The organism is Sphingopyxis sp. LC81, from assembly GCF_000756375.1.
Lineage (GTDB): Bacteria > Pseudomonadota > Alphaproteobacteria > Sphingomonadales > Sphingomonadaceae > Sphingopyxis.
In genome coordinates this window covers 129,903-143,717 of record NZ_JNFD01000007.1, presented here as the reverse complement: position 1 = coordinate 143,717, position 13,815 = coordinate 129,903, and the positions used below count along the sequence as shown (strand labels likewise).

14 protein-coding genes and 1 pseudogene are annotated in these 13,815 nt (G+C 65.0%); 4 read left to right on the top strand and 11 right to left on the bottom strand.

The annotated features are described in order from the left end of the window. Positions 1–23: 23 nt before the first annotated feature. From FG91_RS04690 to FG91_RS04680, 3 genes are read left to right on the top strand one after another with little or no spacing between them, the layout of a single operon-like run. The gene (locus FG91_RS04690; RefSeq protein WP_037512550.1) at positions 24–851 is read left to right on the top strand and encodes a transglycosylase SLT domain-containing protein; all 828 of its coding nucleotides are present in this window, start codon (positions 24–26) and stop codon (positions 849–851) included. Then, entirely contained in the window at positions 848–2,971 is a 2,124-nt protein-coding gene (gene flhA, locus FG91_RS04685; protein WP_052187312.1) for a flagellar biosynthesis protein FlhA, read from the top strand. The genes FG91_RS04690 and flhA overlap by 4 nt, the downstream gene beginning before the upstream one ends. After that, a complete protein-coding gene (locus FG91_RS04680) occupies positions 2,961–3,707 on the top strand; it encodes a sigma-70 family RNA polymerase sigma factor (RefSeq protein ID WP_037512549.1) in 747 nt (248 codons plus the stop codon). Before flhA ends, FG91_RS04680 begins: the two co-directional genes overlap by 11 nt. A gap of 53 nt (positions 3,708–3,760) precedes the next feature. Here FG91_RS04680 and FG91_RS04675 read toward each other — a convergent pair whose 3' ends face one another. From FG91_RS04675 to FG91_RS04625, 11 genes and pseudogenes are all read right to left on the bottom strand, one after another. Further along, a complete protein-coding gene (locus FG91_RS04675; protein WP_037512547.1) occupies positions 3,761–4,264 on the bottom strand; it encodes a MarR family winged helix-turn-helix transcriptional regulator in 504 nt (167 codons plus the stop codon). Positions 4,265–4,291: 27 nt separating this feature from the next. Beyond that, positions 4,292–4,705 (bottom strand): hypothetical protein, encoded by a 414-nt coding sequence (locus FG91_RS04670; RefSeq protein WP_037512546.1) that lies wholly within the window; start codon positions 4,703–4,705, stop codon positions 4,292–4,294. A 25-nt stretch (positions 4,706–4,730) separates the two neighbouring features. Further along, the gene (locus FG91_RS04665; protein ID WP_037512840.1) at positions 4,731–5,105 is read right to left on the bottom strand and encodes a hypothetical protein; all 375 of its coding nucleotides are present in this window, start codon (positions 5,103–5,105) and stop codon (positions 4,731–4,733) included. 58 nt (positions 5,106–5,163) lie between these two features. Next, positions 5,164–5,661 carry a response regulator transcription factor gene (locus FG91_RS20850; protein ID WP_235211953.1) on the bottom strand — a complete coding sequence of 166 codons (498 nt, stop codon included), beginning with the start codon at positions 5,659–5,661 and terminating at the stop codon, positions 5,164–5,166. 111 nt (positions 5,662–5,772) lie between these two features. Continuing rightward, entirely contained in the window at positions 5,773–6,480 is a 708-nt protein-coding gene (locus FG91_RS04655) for a FadR/GntR family transcriptional regulator (protein WP_037512545.1), read from the bottom strand. Positions 6,481–6,513: 33 nt separating this feature from the next. Next, a complete protein-coding gene (locus FG91_RS04650; RefSeq protein WP_037512544.1) occupies positions 6,514–7,449 on the bottom strand; it encodes a DUF4861 family protein in 936 nt (311 codons plus the stop codon). Further along, positions 7,450–7,703: pseudogene (locus FG91_RS22580) on the bottom strand (enolase C-terminal domain-like protein); the annotation flags it as partial. It abuts the gene before it with no gap. Continuing rightward, on the bottom strand, positions 7,697–7,933 hold the full coding sequence (locus tag FG91_RS22575; RefSeq protein ID WP_037512541.1) for a hypothetical protein: 237 nt from the start codon (positions 7,931–7,933) through the stop codon (positions 7,697–7,699). The pseudogene FG91_RS22580 and the gene FG91_RS22575, both read right to left, overlap by 7 nt. Positions 7,934–8,251: 318 nt before the next feature. After that, the gene (locus FG91_RS04635; RefSeq protein WP_037512539.1) at positions 8,252–9,844 is read right to left on the bottom strand and encodes an acyl-CoA dehydrogenase family protein; all 1,593 of its coding nucleotides are present in this window, start codon (positions 9,842–9,844) and stop codon (positions 8,252–8,254) included. 2 nt (positions 9,845–9,846) lie between these two features. Then, entirely contained in the window at positions 9,847–11,061 is a 1,215-nt protein-coding gene (locus tag FG91_RS04630) for an acetyl-CoA C-acetyltransferase (protein ID WP_037512538.1), read from the bottom strand. 20 nt (positions 11,062–11,081) lie between these two features. Then, on the bottom strand, positions 11,082–12,278 hold the full coding sequence (locus FG91_RS04625; RefSeq protein ID WP_037512537.1) for a CoA transferase: 1,197 nt from the start codon (positions 12,276–12,278) through the stop codon (positions 11,082–11,084). A 422-nt stretch (positions 12,279–12,700) separates the two neighbouring features. Here FG91_RS04625 and FG91_RS04620 point away from each other — a divergent pair, with 422 nt between their 5' ends. Then, positions 12,701–13,729 carry a LacI family DNA-binding transcriptional regulator gene (locus FG91_RS04620; RefSeq protein WP_037512536.1) on the top strand — a complete coding sequence of 343 codons (1,029 nt, stop codon included), beginning with the start codon at positions 12,701–12,703 and terminating at the stop codon, positions 13,727–13,729. Positions 13,730–13,815: the final 86 nt, after the last annotated feature.

Here is a 13,815-nt window from a genome sequence, read left to right as displayed (position 1 = left end):
GCTGAACAAGCGGAACCAACAGTATGAACGCAATCAACAATCCCCGGGGTTCGACCCGCATCGCCGCTCCCGTGATGGATGCGGTGCAGAATGCGTCGGCGCGTTCGGGGGTCGATTTCGATTATCTGTTCGACGTCGCGCGCGTCGAAAGCGGTTATAATCCGACCGCGAAGGCGCAGACCTCGTCGGCGCGCGGCCTGTATCAGTTCACCAAGCAGACCTGGCTCGCGACGCTCGACCGCCACGGCGCGAACCATGGCCTCGCCTGGGCCGCCGATGCGATCGGCCGCGACGCGTCGGGCCGGCTGACGGTCGCCGATCCCGCGCTCCGCCAGCAGATCCTCGACCTCCGCGACGACCCCACGGCCTCGTCGAACATGGCCGCCGCGCTGACCGGCGACAATCGCGACTATATCGAAAGCCGGATCGGCCGCAGCGCCGAGCCCGTCGACCTTTATCTCGCGCATTTCCTCGGGAGCGGCGGCGCCGCCAAATTCCTGACGGCGCTCGAAACCAACCCCGACCAGCCCGGCGCATCGATGATGCCCGAGGCCGCGGCCGCGAACCGGTCGGTCTTTTACGCCCCCGACGGCAGCATGCGCAGCCTCGCCGAGATCCGCGAACGCTTTCGCGTGAAGCTCGAAGAGGGCGGCAAGATCGAAAATATGAAGCCCTTCGCCCCCTCGGGCTGGCACGCCGAGGCGACCAGTTCGAGCGGCCTCGCGAACAATGGCGGCGGACGTCCGCCCTTACAGATGATGGATATCCAACCTATGCCCAAAAAGCTCTCGATGGGCTTTGCCGCCGATGCCTATCGGCGGCTCGCGTCGCTTTCGGGAGGCGCGGCATGACCGGCGGCTTCAATCTCGCCAACATCGGCCGCATCGCCGGCGTATCGGCGCTGCCCGCGGGGATGCTGATCCTCGTCGGGCTGATGGTGATCCCGGTTTCGCCGCTGATCCTCGACATCAGCTTTGTCGCGAACATCATGATCAGCCTGCTCATCCTGATGGTCGCGCTGCAGGCGGCGAAACCGCTCGACTTTTCCTCGTTTCCGACCGTTCTGCTGCTCGCGACCTTGTTCCGTCTTGCGCTCAACGTCGCATCGACGCGCGTCGTGCTCGTCCACGGGCACGAGGGCACCGCCGCAGCGGGTCATGTCATCGAAGCGTTCGGCCAGGTGCTGATCGGCGGCGACTATGTCGTCGGCCTGTTCGTCTTTTTCGTCCTGATGATCATCAACATGGTCGTGATCACCAAGGGCGCCGGGCGCGTGTCGGAGGTATCGGCGCGCTTCACGCTCGACGCCCTGCCGGGCAAGCAGATGGCAATCGACGCCGACCTCAACGCCGGACTGCTGACCCCCGAAGAAGCCAAGGCGCGCCGCGTCGAAGTCGCGACCGAAGCCGATTTCTATGGCTCGATGGACGGTGCGTCGAAATTCGTGAAGGGCGACGCGATCGCCGGCTTGCTGATCCTGTTCGTCAACATCGTTGGCGGACTGATCCTCGGCATCTTCAGCCATGGCCTCAGCTTTTCGGAAGCCGGCAGCAATTATGTCACGCTCGCGATCGGCGACGCGCTCGTCGCGCAGATCCCGGCACTTCTGCTCTCAATCGCCGCCGCAGCGATCGTCACCCGCGTCGCGTCGCCCTTCGACCTCAGCGGCCAGATCAGCAGCCAGTTCGCCTCGCCCGCAATCTGGACAGCGGTTGGCGGCATCCTCTTCATCCTTGGGATGGTCCCGTCGATGCCGCAGATGCTGATCCTGCCCGCCGCCGCGCTCTCGTTCGGCATCGGCTGGCAGCTGCGCCGCAGCGCCGCCGCGGTCGCCGACCTGCCCGAACCCGCCGCGCCCGCGCCCGACCCGTCGCTTATCGAATGGGCCGACGTCAGCGACGCGAGCGCGTGCCAGCTCGAGATCGGCTATGCGCTCGTCACCCTTGTCGACGAACGCAAGGGCTCGCCGCTGATGACGCGCATCACGGGCATCCGCCGCCAGTTGTCGAAGGAACTCGGCTTCGTCGTGCCGCCGGTGAAGGTCACCGACGACCTGTCGCTGCCCGGCAACGTCTATCGCATCTCGGTCGCCGGGGTGATCGTCGGCGAGGACGAGGTCTTCCCCAACGAAATGCTCGCGCTCGATTCGGGCGACCTCGTGACCAAGGTCGTCGGCCGCCCGTGCAAGGATCCGACCTTTGGCCTCGACGCTTTGTGGATCCCGAAGGCGATGCAGAACGACGCGATCGCCGCGGGCTATACCGTCGTCGATCCGGCGACCGTGGTCGCAACGCACCTCAACAACAGCATCGTCGGCGCCGCCGCCGAGCTGTTCGGCATCGACGACGCGCAGGCGCTGATCGAGAATCTTAAAACCCATTATCCGCAGCTCGCGCAGAATCTGTCGCCCCAAGGTTATTCGCTGCCGCGCGTCGCGAGCCTCTGCAAATCCCTGCTCGTCGAGCGCGTGCCGCTGCGCGATTTCCGCAAGATCGCCGAGGCGATGGTGGCGCTGTCGCCGCAGCAGCTCGGCGAGATCGACCTGATCGAAGCGGTGCGCCAGCGCATCGGCGCGCTGATCGTCCAGACGATCGTGCCGAGCCGGATGCCGCTTCCCGTCGTCACCTTCAGCCCCGAGGTCGAGGTGCTGCTCAACCAGGCGGTGCGCGCCAATCCCGCCGCCGAGTGGCCGTTCGAACATGGCATGGCGATGACGATCATCGAACAGGTCGGCCAGGCGGTCGAACCGCTGCTGCTCCAGACGCGCAGCTTCGCGCTCGTCGCCTCGCCGATCTGCCGCTCCGCCCTCTCGCGCCTCGTGCGCGCCACTTTCCCCGACGTCGCCGTCATCTCCTACCTCGAGATTCCGGCGACCAAGCAGACCGAAATCGTCGCGACGATCGGCGCCGAAGTGCCCCGCCTCGCGTCCGGGCCCGAAGCCCACATGGAGGACCAACCGCATGAGAATTGAGCCCGCCGAGCAATTTGCCGGGACCGCCGGCCGCGCGCCGCGCGCGCGCGGCTACGGCGAAAGCGTCGAGGCGCTGGTCGAGGAATATTCGCCGCTGGTCCGCAAGATCGCGTGGCAGGTGTTTTCGCGCGTGTCGCGGACGAGCGAGCTCGACGATCTGATCCAGACCGGGCTGATCGCGCTGATCGAGGCAAGCCGCAACTATGAGGAGCGCGGCTTCGCCTTTGCCACCTATGCGACGACGCGCATCCGCGGCGCGATGATCGACCAGCTGCGCCGCGAGGCCGATGTCGGCCGCTCGGCGATGGTCGCGGCGAAGCGGATCCACGCGATGCGCGGCGCGCTCGAACAGCAGCTGATGCGCGCGCCGACGACGGCCGAAATGGCGGTCGCGTTCGACATGTCGGCGGAGGATTATTTCGCGCTCGAACGCAACGCGACGCACGGCCGGTCGACCTCGCTCGACGAACTCACCGACATCGGCGCCTTCCTTACGGCCGACAACGATACGGGCGCCGACGAGCGGTGCGAACAGGAGGATCTGATGGGCGCACTGCGCCAATGCGTCGGCCGCCTGTCGCACCGCGAACAGATGGTGCTCCAGCTCTATTTCTTCGAAGAGCTCAACCTGCACGAAATCGGCCTGACGCTCGACGTCAGCGCCGCACGCATTTGCCAGATCAAGCGCGAGGCGATGATCAAGGTCGATCGCATGATGAAGGAAATGACCGAATAGGGGGACCGGGTGCGGTGCGCGCGACCAGTCGGCCCCGCACCCGGTTTGGGAAGCTAGGCTGCCAGCGTCTGCCCGTTCTGCCAGGCGGCGTCGATTTTCTCGAAATAGCTGGCCATGCGTTCGGTGCCGATGTCGGTCAGCCGGACGATCGTGCGACGCCGGTCGCGCTCGTCGATCGAACGGTGCAACAGCCCGAGGCGTTCGAGCGCCGCGATCATGCGCAGCCCCGATGACAGCGGAACGCCCGCCCCGGTCGCAAGATCGCTGGCACTGAGCACGCGGCCGTGTGCGCCCGCGAGCATCAGGTCGAGCATCATGTCCCAGGTCGGGCCCGACATTTCGGCGCTGCCGAAATGGCTGCGGCGGATGCGCCGGACCTGGATGCTGAACGACAGCTGGTCGAGCAGCGCCGCGTTCGACGGCGTGTTGCCGCGCGCGCTGTCGATGGCGCGTACGGTCACGCCCGGCGATTCCTCGCCGCGGCTCGCCAGCAGTTCATGGATCTGGTCGACCCGCGATTTCAGCTCGGCAATTTCTTGGTTCGAAAATTGCTGCATGTGACGATGCCCCTGGGGAGCCACATATCAGGCCGTGACGTTTTCCCGCCGGCTGGACGACCCCGATGCATAGATGATCAGCAACAGGATCGGGTACGATATATAGACTGAGAGGAGCGAATAGGGTCGCGCCAATATCTCCGAAAACATGAACTTCTGGATATGACCGAAAATGGCGATCAGCTGCCAACCGGTAATCCAGTAAGGCCAGAAGCTCTGCGTGCGCATGGCAATGAACCAGAAGCTCAGCAGAACGAACATGTCTATGATGAAGATATTCAGTTCAATATCGGTCCAGGTCGGAAAAGGCGTCAGGGCACTGGTGAGGACCGAGGCGATCAATGCTGTATAGGCCGCCCAACGTTCGAGTGGCCCGCCGCGTCGGATCGCGACGACCACCGTGATGAGCAAAACAGCATAATAAATCGCCACGGACCACATTGTGGCAGTCAACCTTTCTTGCGGATCAACCGGCCTTCGCGAACGTAGCAGCACCATCGCCCGAGCGATCGTTGCTGCCTTCGTCGACCAGCTTCGCGGCGGCCGGCTTGACGCCCGCGCCGAACATCCGCGTCCCCAATCCGACTTCCTTCTGCGTCACGGTCAACGCCAGATGCGCATCGGTCAGAAGCTGGCGGACTTCGCCGGCGGCGGCGAGCGCATGCGCGACCTTCGCCATCGCGTCCTGGCCAACGATCGCCGACATGTTGGTTTCGCGGCGCGCGGTGGGCAGCGTCGCGGCGAGCTGGGCGATGCGGATCATCGCTTCGTCGATCGCATCTTCGGCCAGGTGCAGGTCGGAAGCGATCTTCTTCGCCGCAGAAACTCTTTGATTCAGCATCATCTTTTTCCTTGAAAAAGAATGCTACCGGTTCCCCCCCGCAGCATTCGTTCGAACATCAGGTCAGAACACGACCGAGTCCGACAAGGATCGAATAGAGGGCGGAGAAAGCCAATATTGTCGCAAAAGCGATCAAAATCGGCCAAATTATCCTTTCCATCAACCCATGCCGGTTGGCCGGCTGGGACGCGGTAGGAAATGGCGAACCTATATCGAATAATCGCCGAAACGAACTGCGCCCCGCTTCGGCATCGGGGGGCGGAGATACGTCGCCAAGGTCGATCAATTGATATGTCAAAGGCTGATAGGGGGTAACATGGTCGAAGACACCGTTAACAGCAAGGATGCGCGCCGCCTCTATCCTGTTGGAAACATTAAGTTTTTTTAACACGCGACGCACGCGTTCGTCGACGGTGTGCGGCGAAACGTTCATCAGCCGCGCGATCTGCTTGGAATTTTTGTGCTCGTAAACGTGCCGCAGCGTTTCAATCTGCGCGGCAGACAGCAGGCTTATGTAATTGTCGGGGTCGCCTTGCACGAGGTTGGAATAGAGCATCACGAGTCGAAATCAAGGTCAGTAGATAGCTAATTTCCTGCGCGGCCCGTTCTGGGGCACGGGTTCGGCACCGATCGCAACGATCATTAGCGCGCAATATCGGGCAGGCGGCTATCGACCCTCCTTGAGCGTGCGATAGCGCAGAATCGATTTTTCGATATGCCGGCGCGCGGCGCGGCGCGCGGCGACCGGATCGCCCGCCTCGATCGCGACGACGATCGCCTCATGGTCGCGGTTGATCGTATGCGCATAACGTTGATGCCGGACCGGATCGTCGCCTTGCAGGTACAGCCGCCGCGACGGGACGAGCCGCACGCCGAGAAACTGGGTGAAGCGCAGGAAATAGGGGTTGCCCGTCGCGCTCGCGATCGCAGCGTGAAAGGCGGCATCGGCGGCGACCGATGCGTCGACGTCGCCGCCTTCCTCCATCGCGTCGAGCGCGCGGCGCAGCGCCGCCAGATCGGCGTCGGTCCGCCGCCGCGCGGCGAGGTCGGCCATTTCGGCCTCGAACCCCATGCGCATTTCGAGCAGCTTGAGAACATCGTCGATCTCGCCGATTTCCTCGGCGGTGACCTGGAAAGCACGATATTGCGCGCCGTCGGGGACATAGGCACCCGACCCGCGCCGCGACACGAGCAGGCCACGCGCGGCGAGGCGCGAATAGGCTTCGCGCACGACCGTGCGGCTGACGCCGAACGCCTCGGTGATCTCTTTTTCGGTCGGGAAACGCGATCCAACGGGCATTTCGCCCGTTTCGATCTGTTCCTCGAAACGCTGGACCAGATCGTCCGCCAGCGACGCCGCCTTGGTTACCGCCATGGATGCTGCGTTATCATCGCGCCGCGAAGCTGGCTAGGGCCGGAAATCGGGTCGCTGCGCGTCGACATAGCTGTTCCAGTCGCCCTCGACCGCAAAGTCGCCCCCGCGATCCCACCCGCGATTCCAGGCCGCACCGCTGTAATAGACAAAGGGCTGCCCCGGCCGGACGCGGATCAGGATCAGATAATTGTCCCCGTCCTCGGCAAAGCCCGCAAAGGCGGCCGGATCGACGATCACCGCCGCCGCCATCCGCCCCTTGCCGCTATCGCCTTCGCCATCGCCATCGGCGGGGCCCCACCAGCTCAACCGCGCGGCGGCGGCATCCTTGCGGACCTCACCCAGCTTGTTCCCATTTATCGGCCGTTTCGAAATCCCGATCCCGACGATCAGCTCGGCATCGCTGCTCGACGCGATGGTCGAAGTCATCCGGGTGAAATTCGTCCCCGCGGGCAGCGTGAAGCGGCGCGTTTCGCGCACGCTGCGCAGCGTATCGACCGGCCACGGCTCGTAATCGACGGTGAAGTCGGCGACGTCGGGTCCCGATTGCAGGATGCGCGGCCGCACATAGTTGCGCGACGTCCACAGCTTGTTGTCGTACCAGATGCCGAGCCCGCCGGTGCCGCGCCCCGTCCCGACATTATAGAAGTCGATCCCCTCGCCATGGTCGGCGTGCTGGTCGCCCGTGCGGAGCTGGCGATCCATGAAGGGCCAGCGCACGCGCTTGCCCCATGCGTCGATCCCCGACGACGAGGGCGGCTCGGCCTTTTCGAGCGCGCGGCCATAGATACGGTGCGCAATGCGATCGTTTTCCCAGAGCAGATCGTCAAAGCGATAATCGGCGATCACCACCGCCGCGCGCGCTTTTTGCTCGGCCGCCGTGGCGGGCCGGAGCGGTTTGTGCTGTGGTTTTTGCTCTTGAGCGCCCAGCGGCGCGGCGAGCAATGCAAGGGCAAGGAAGGTCAAACGCATTTACCAACTCCACATCGTTCCGTCCTCGAGCCGGTTCACCGGCAGATAGGCACGGGCGTAAGGAAAGGATATGGCGAGCGCTTCGTCGATCGCGACGCCGAGGCCGGGTGCGTCGCCCGGATGGAGCATGCCATCCCAGAGCGATAAGCGTGCGGAAAGACCGCGTCGGTCTCCTCCGTGTGGCGCATATATTCCTGGATCCCCAAATTGGGGATCGAAAGCCCGAGGTGCAGCGCCGCCGCCATCGTCACCGGGCCGCGGCGCCAATAGGCGCCCTTTGCCAGATATCCTCGATGCGGTGCGCGTCGCGCCCGATCAGGCAGGGGACGACATGGTCCGACAGATAGGCCGCGACCGCGAGCTCGCGGCCGTTGAGCGTCGCATCGCCGACGCCGGTCGTCCCGTCGTCGCACTCGATCTTCAGCCTCGTGAAATTGCGGCCCGGCGCGGTCAATATCACCCGGGCTGACACGATCTTCGGCATTCCGTCCCCTCATCGCCATATGGGCTAGTTGTGTGACAACCTTATTGGCACTCGATCCGAAAGGAAAGAGATATGTTACCGGTGTCACGGTCAAAGGCCGACACCTCCATGACCGACCCGTGGCCGCCCCATAACGTCGGCAATTGACTTACCCTCTCAAAGTTGTAATACATCTTGGAAGTTGCATGGCATACAAAATTGACACCGGTATGAGCCGGGCCAGCGCCGCCAACGGGGCGGCATCAAAAAGCTCAACCGCGATCCAACTATCGGTGAGGTTGTGCGCAACTTCCCGGTGCGCCAGCCCTTGCTCTGGCTCTAGTTGCGCCCGCCGACCAGCCCGCGAGCGATCACCTGCGCCTGAATCTCGGCCGCGCCCTCGAAGATATTGAGGATGCGCGCATCGCAGAGCACGCGGCTGATCTCATATTCGAGCGCATAGCCGTTGCCGCCGTGGATCTGCAGGCTCGCGTCGGCGTTCGACCAGGCGGCGCGCGCGGCGAGCAGCTTCGCCATCCCCGCCTCGATGTCGCAGCGCTTGCCGCCGTCCTTCGCGCGCGCCGCCGCATAGCTCAGCTCGCGTGCGGCGACGAAATCGACGAGGCTCATCGCGAGCTTGTCGGCGACGCGCGGGAAGTGGACGATCGCCTTGCCGAACTGCTTGCGGTTCAGCGCGTAGCCCAGCCCGAGTTCGAGCGCGCGCCGCGCGACCCCGACCGCGCGCGCGGCGGTCTGGATACGCGCACCTTCAAAGGTGCGCATCAGCTGTTTGAACCCCTGCCCCTCCTCGCCGCCGAGCAGCGCATCGGCGGGCGCCGTCATCGCGTCGAACTGCAGCGCATATTCGCGCATCCCGCGATAGCCGAGCACCTCGATCTCGCTCCCGCTCATCCCGGCGGCAGGAAAGGCATCGGCGTCGGTGCCGCGCGGCTTGGGGACGAGCAGCATCGACAATCCGGCATAGCCCTTGGCGTCGGGCACGGTGCGCGCGAGCAGGGTCATCAGGTCCGAGCGCGCGGCATGCGTGATCCAGGTCTTCGCGCCGTCGATCACCCAAGTGTCACCTTCGCGTCGCGCGCGCGCGTGGAGCGAGCCGAGGTCCGATCCGACGTCGGGTTCGGTGAACACCGCGGTCGGCAATATCGCGCCGCTCGCGATCCGCGGCAGCCATTCGGCCTTTTGCGCGTCGGTGCCGCCCGTCGCGATCAGCTCACCCGCGATCTCGGACCGCGTGCCGAGCGAGCCGGCGCCGATCCAGCCGCGCGACAATTCTTCGGTGACGATGCACATCACGAGCTTCGACAGGCCGAGCCCGCCAAAGTCCTCGGGAATGCAAACGCCGAAAGTGCCGAGATCGGCCATCGCCTGCACCGTCGCATCGGGGATCAGCGCGTTCACGAGATGCCAGCCGTGCGCGTGCGGAACGATCTCGGCATCGGTAAAGCGGCGGAACTGGTCGCGGATCGAATCGAGATCGGCGTCGTGCAACGTCTCGCTGGGCCAATGGCCGTCGGCGAGCGCCATCGCGACGTCGGCGCGCACCGCGGCATGGTCGGCGTCGAGCAGGTCGGCGCAGGCGTCGGCGAGCGTCCGCGCAGCTGCACCCAGCCCAAGGTCGGCCGGCCGGAAAATCTCATTCTGCCCCATCGGCAGTCCGCCGGCGAGCTGGCCGATCCCCTCGGCGAACGCGAGCACCGCGATCTTCGCATCGAGCGGGTTCGAGTCCCGGCCGGACTCGCACCAGCTCAGGACCGCTTCCAGCGCCGCGACCGTCGTCGCGACCCACGCGAAGCCATGCGCTGCTCGCTGCTCGCGATCGATCGGCGCCTGCGCCAGCCGTTCGGCAAGCGCCGCCTCGGCCGCGGCGCGATAGGCCTGCGCCGCCGCCAGTGCCTTCCGCAGGTCGATCATACTCAGGCGGCGCGCTCGAAGATCGCGGCGATGCCCTGCCCGCCGCCGATGCACATCGTCTCGAGCCCGTAACGTCCGTCGCGGCGCACCAGCTCGCGCGTCAGGTTCGCGAGGATGCGCCCGCCCGTCGCGCCGATCGGATGGCCGAGCGAGATGCCCGATCCATTGACGTTGAGGATCTCGTTCCGGCTGTCGTCGTCCGACCAGCCCCAGCCCTTCAGCACCGCGAGCACCTGCGGCGCAAAGGCTTCGTTCAATTCGACGAGGTCGATATCGCCCCAGCCAAGTCCGCTGCGTGCGAACAGCCGCTCGACCGCGGGCACCGGCCCGATACCCATCCGGCTCGGATCGCAGCCCGCGGCGGCCGAGCTGTGATACCAGGCAATCGGCTCAAGCCCGAGTTCTTCGAGCTTGTCCTCGGCGACGACAAGGCATGCCGCCGCGGCGTCATTCTGCTGGCTCGCATTGCCCGCGGTGACGACGCCGCCCTCAAGCGGGCGCAACTTGCCGAGCGTCTCCATCGTCGCGTCGGCGCGGTAACCCTCGTCGTGCGCGAAGATCACGGGATCGCCCTTCTTTTGCGGCACCGACACCGGCACCAGCTCGTCGTCGAACAGCCCGTTCGCCCAGGCCGCGGCGGCGCGCTGATGGCTGCGCACCGCATAGGCGTCGCACGCCTCGCGGCTGATATCATAATCCTTTGCGAGATTTTCAGCGGTCTCGATCATGCCCGAAATGACGCCGAAGCGCTCGACCGGCTGCGACATCAGCCGCCCGCGCGTCAGCCGGTCGTGGAGCGTCAAATTGCCCGCGCGCACGCCTTTGCGGATATCGGTCGAATAATGTTCGACGTTCGACATCGATTCGACACCCCCCGCGACGACGACATCGGACATGCCCGTCTGGACCATCATCGCGGCGTTGACGACCGCCTGCAGCCCCGACCCGCAGCGACGATCGAGCTGATACCCCGGCACTTCGAGCGGCAGCCCCGCCGCGAGCCACGACCAGTGGCCGATGCTCGGCGCCTCGCCATTGCCGTAACCTTGCGAAAAGACGACGTCGTCGACGCGCGCAGGGTCGATCTTCGTCCGCTCGACCAGCGCCTTCAGGATCACCGCGCCCAATTCGCCCGCGGTCATCGAGGACAAGCTGCCGCCGAACTTGCCGACGGCGGTGCGGATCGGGGCGACGATGGCGGCGCGGCGCAGGGTCATGTCAATATTTCTCCATAGGATCAGCCGATACCGACGATACCGGCATCGATCAGCCGGGCAAGCTCACCCGATGAAAGCGACAGGCGCTCGCTCAAGATTTCCTCGCTATGCTGCCCGTTGCGCGGTGCGGCACGCGGCGGCTGGCGTTCCTGCTGCGGCAATGTCGCAAAGGCGCCCGCGGCGGGATAAGCGAAACCGCTAGGATTGTCGGCGTACCCGAAGATCGGATTGTTGCCGACGAGCGCCGGGTCCTGCACCGCATCGTGCATCGTGCGATAGGGCGAATGGACGATGCCGCCCGCGTCGAACTCGGCCGCCAGATCGGCATGATCGCGGCTTGCGATCGCCTTTTCGAACAGCGGATAGAGCGCGTCGCGATGCGTGAAACGCAGCCCGTCGTCGGTCGCGAACGACACCCCGCGGGCGACCTCGATCACCGCGATCGCCTCGTCGAGCCCTAGGGCGGCGACCAGATTGGCCCATTGGCGCGGCGTGACGACGACGATCATCGTTCGCTGGGCGTCGGCCGTGACAAAATCGCGCCCGAACAGGCCATAGACGGCGTTGCCGAGGCGCGGGCGGTTCGCACCCGAATAGAGCATTTCGGCGACCCCGCCGAGATTGGCGACGGTGCCGATCGCGACGTCGGACAGCGGCAGGCGCACCTCGCCGCCCTCGCCGGTCACGGTGCGCCGCTGGATCGCCGCGAGCAGCGCAAAGGCGGCATAGGCGCCCGTGAGCAAATCCCATGCCGGCAGCACATGATTGACCGGCTCGGGGCCCGCGCCCGTCAGCATCGGATAACCGACACTGTTGTTCACCGTATAGTCGAGCGCGGGCGACCCGTCGGCCCAGCCCATCACGCGGATGGTGATGAGGTCGGGGCGCCCTTCGGCCAGCTTTTCATGCGACAGGAAGCCGCCGACCGGAAAATTGGTGACGAATTGCCCCGTCGCGCGCACCAGCGCCTGGAGCAGCTCGCGCCCCTCGGGCCGTGCAAGGTCGAGCGCGACCGACTTTTTGGCGCGGTTGAGATTTTCCCAATAGAGCGAATCATTGGCGCCCGTCACCGGCCATCGGCGAAAGTCGGGGCCGCCGCCGATCTGGTCGACGCGGATCACTTCGGCGCCCATCTGCGCGCAGTAAAGTCCGGCGGTCGGAGAGGCGACAAAGGACGAAGCTTCGATCACCGACAGGCCGGCCAGCAGGTCGTACATCCGGCGCCAATCCCCCTGAGAGCCTCTCGCGAAATCCCCGGCCTCAACGGCCGCAGGAAGCTATCTGGCGCATCCTAAGGGATTCGAAGCCCCGTCCTCCGCCTTCGGAGCGGGTACTAACAGGCTATGCCATTCATTGCCAGAGCCCGCATTTATCGCCTAAGACACTCATATTTCACCAAAAAGACAAAACCAACTCCGCCAATGCCGACCCAGATCCTGCCACGAACATGCCCTGTGGCTTACGCGCCGCTTTCGCGGAAACGGCGAACCGCCGGGTTTCGGGATCCGAATATTCACGTCGGGCAAGCATAGTCATGTCATCCGATATCGCATGCGGCGGCTGACGATCAGCATCCTCAATCACCGGTGCCCGTACGCACAATTGACAACGAAGGACAATTTCGTCACGAGTGGCAGGCATGGCCCATGGAGAAAAGCGCTCTACCAGCATTGACGTCGCCAAGCTCGCGCAAGTGTCACCTAAAAGCGTATCGCGCGTCTTCAACGATGAACCGCATATTTCGCCGGCGCTGCGCAAAAAGGTGCTCCGCGCGGCCAAGGAGCTTAACTATCACCCCAATGTCCTGGCACAGGGCCTGGTCCGGAGACAGTCCTACCTCATCGGTTTGATCTATGAAAAGCCGAGTCCAAGCTATGTCGTCGAATTGCAGCGGGGTGCGCTCGAACGATTGCACGGCGAACGCTACCGCCTGATCGTGCTGCCCGTCCAATCGGTAATGGACCGCCCGCTCGAAGTGGTCAGCCTCGTGCGCTCCGCGGCACTGGACGGCGTGATCCTCGCACCGCCGGCGTCCGACCACCCCGACATTCTCGACGGGCTTTCCGATGCGCACATTCCCTTCGCCCGGATCGCGCCCCAGTCCTGGCTCGACGTCGGCCTGTCGACGGCAATGGACGATGTCGCAGCGGCGCGCGAGATCGCCGAGCATGTCATCGCGCTTGGCCACCGGACAATCGCGATCATCATGGGCGATCCGGCCCACGCGGCGAGCGCCCAGCGCCTCATCGGCTATCATCAGGCGTTCGATGCCAACGGCCTGCCACCGCTTCCCGAACTGGTCGAAACCGGCGATTTCAGCTTTGAATCGGGATATGAAGCGACGAAGCGACTCCTGTCACGCAAGCTGCGGCCAACCGCCATATTGGCGCAGAATGACGATATGGCGGTCGGCGCCATGTCGGCGGCGCGCGAATTGGGATTCGATGTTCCTGCCGACCTGACGGTCGTCGGCTTCGATGATTCCGAGATCGCCCGCGTCGTGTGGCCGCGCCTTACGACGATCCGCCAGCCGGTCATGGAGATGGCCAAGACGGCGGCCGACATGCTGCTGCGCAAACTGGCGGGCGAGGATCCGGGCGGCATGGTCATCCATGCCCATCAGCTCGTCGATCGGCTGACCGCCGCGCCGCCGCCGACTTCGTCATAGCCTGGAGGGGATAGGGCCTGCACACTTGAGGCCGCATTCGACGACCGGGTAAAGCTTATCGATGCGCCGGCGGGCGTCGATGTAAC

Bases quoted from the DNA above. Each gene is read 5' to 3' on its own strand.
- FG91_RS04690 (WP_037512550.1), top strand. From the start codon at position 24: ATGAACGCAATCAACAATCCCCGGGGTTCGACCCGCATCGCCGCTCCC.
- flhA (WP_052187312.1), top strand. From the start codon at position 848: ATGACCGGCGGCTTCAATCTCGCCAACATCGGCCGCATCGCCGGCGTA.
- FG91_RS04680 (WP_037512549.1), top strand. From the start codon at position 2,961: ATGAGAATTGAGCCCGCCGAGCAATTTGCCGGGACCGCCGGCCGCGCG.
- FG91_RS04675 (WP_037512547.1), bottom strand. From the start codon at position 4,264: ATGCAGCAATTTTCGAACCAAGAAATTGCCGAGCTGAAATCGCGGGTC.
- FG91_RS04670 (WP_037512546.1), bottom strand. From the start codon at position 4,705: ATGTGGTCCGTGGCGATTTATTATGCTGTTTTGCTCATCACGGTGGTC.
- FG91_RS04665 (WP_037512840.1), bottom strand. From the start codon at position 5,105: ATGCTGAATCAAAGAGTTTCTGCGGCGAAGAAGATCGCTTCCGACCTG.
- FG91_RS20850 (WP_235211953.1), bottom strand. From the start codon at position 5,661: ATGCTCTATTCCAACCTCGTGCAAGGCGACCCCGACAATTACATAAGC.
- FG91_RS04655 (WP_037512545.1), bottom strand. From the start codon at position 6,480: ATGGCGGTAACCAAGGCGGCGTCGCTGGCGGACGATCTGGTCCAGCGT.
- FG91_RS04650 (WP_037512544.1), bottom strand. From the start codon at position 7,449: ATGCGTTTGACCTTCCTTGCCCTTGCATTGCTCGCCGCGCCGCTGGGC.
- FG91_RS22575 (WP_037512541.1), bottom strand. From the start codon at position 7,933: ATGCCGAAGATCGTGTCAGCCCGGGTGATATTGACCGCGCCGGGCCGC.
- FG91_RS04635 (WP_037512539.1), bottom strand. From the start codon at position 9,844: ATGATCGACCTGCGGAAGGCACTGGCGGCGGCGCAGGCCTATCGCGCC.
- FG91_RS04630 (WP_037512538.1), bottom strand. From the start codon at position 11,061: ATGACCCTGCGCCGCGCCGCCATCGTCGCCCCGATCCGCACCGCCGTC.
- FG91_RS04625 (WP_037512537.1), bottom strand. From the start codon at position 12,278: ATGTACGACCTGCTGGCCGGCCTGTCGGTGATCGAAGCTTCGTCCTTT.
- FG91_RS04620 (WP_037512536.1), top strand. From the start codon at position 12,701: ATGGCCCATGGAGAAAAGCGCTCTACCAGCATTGACGTCGCCAAGCTC.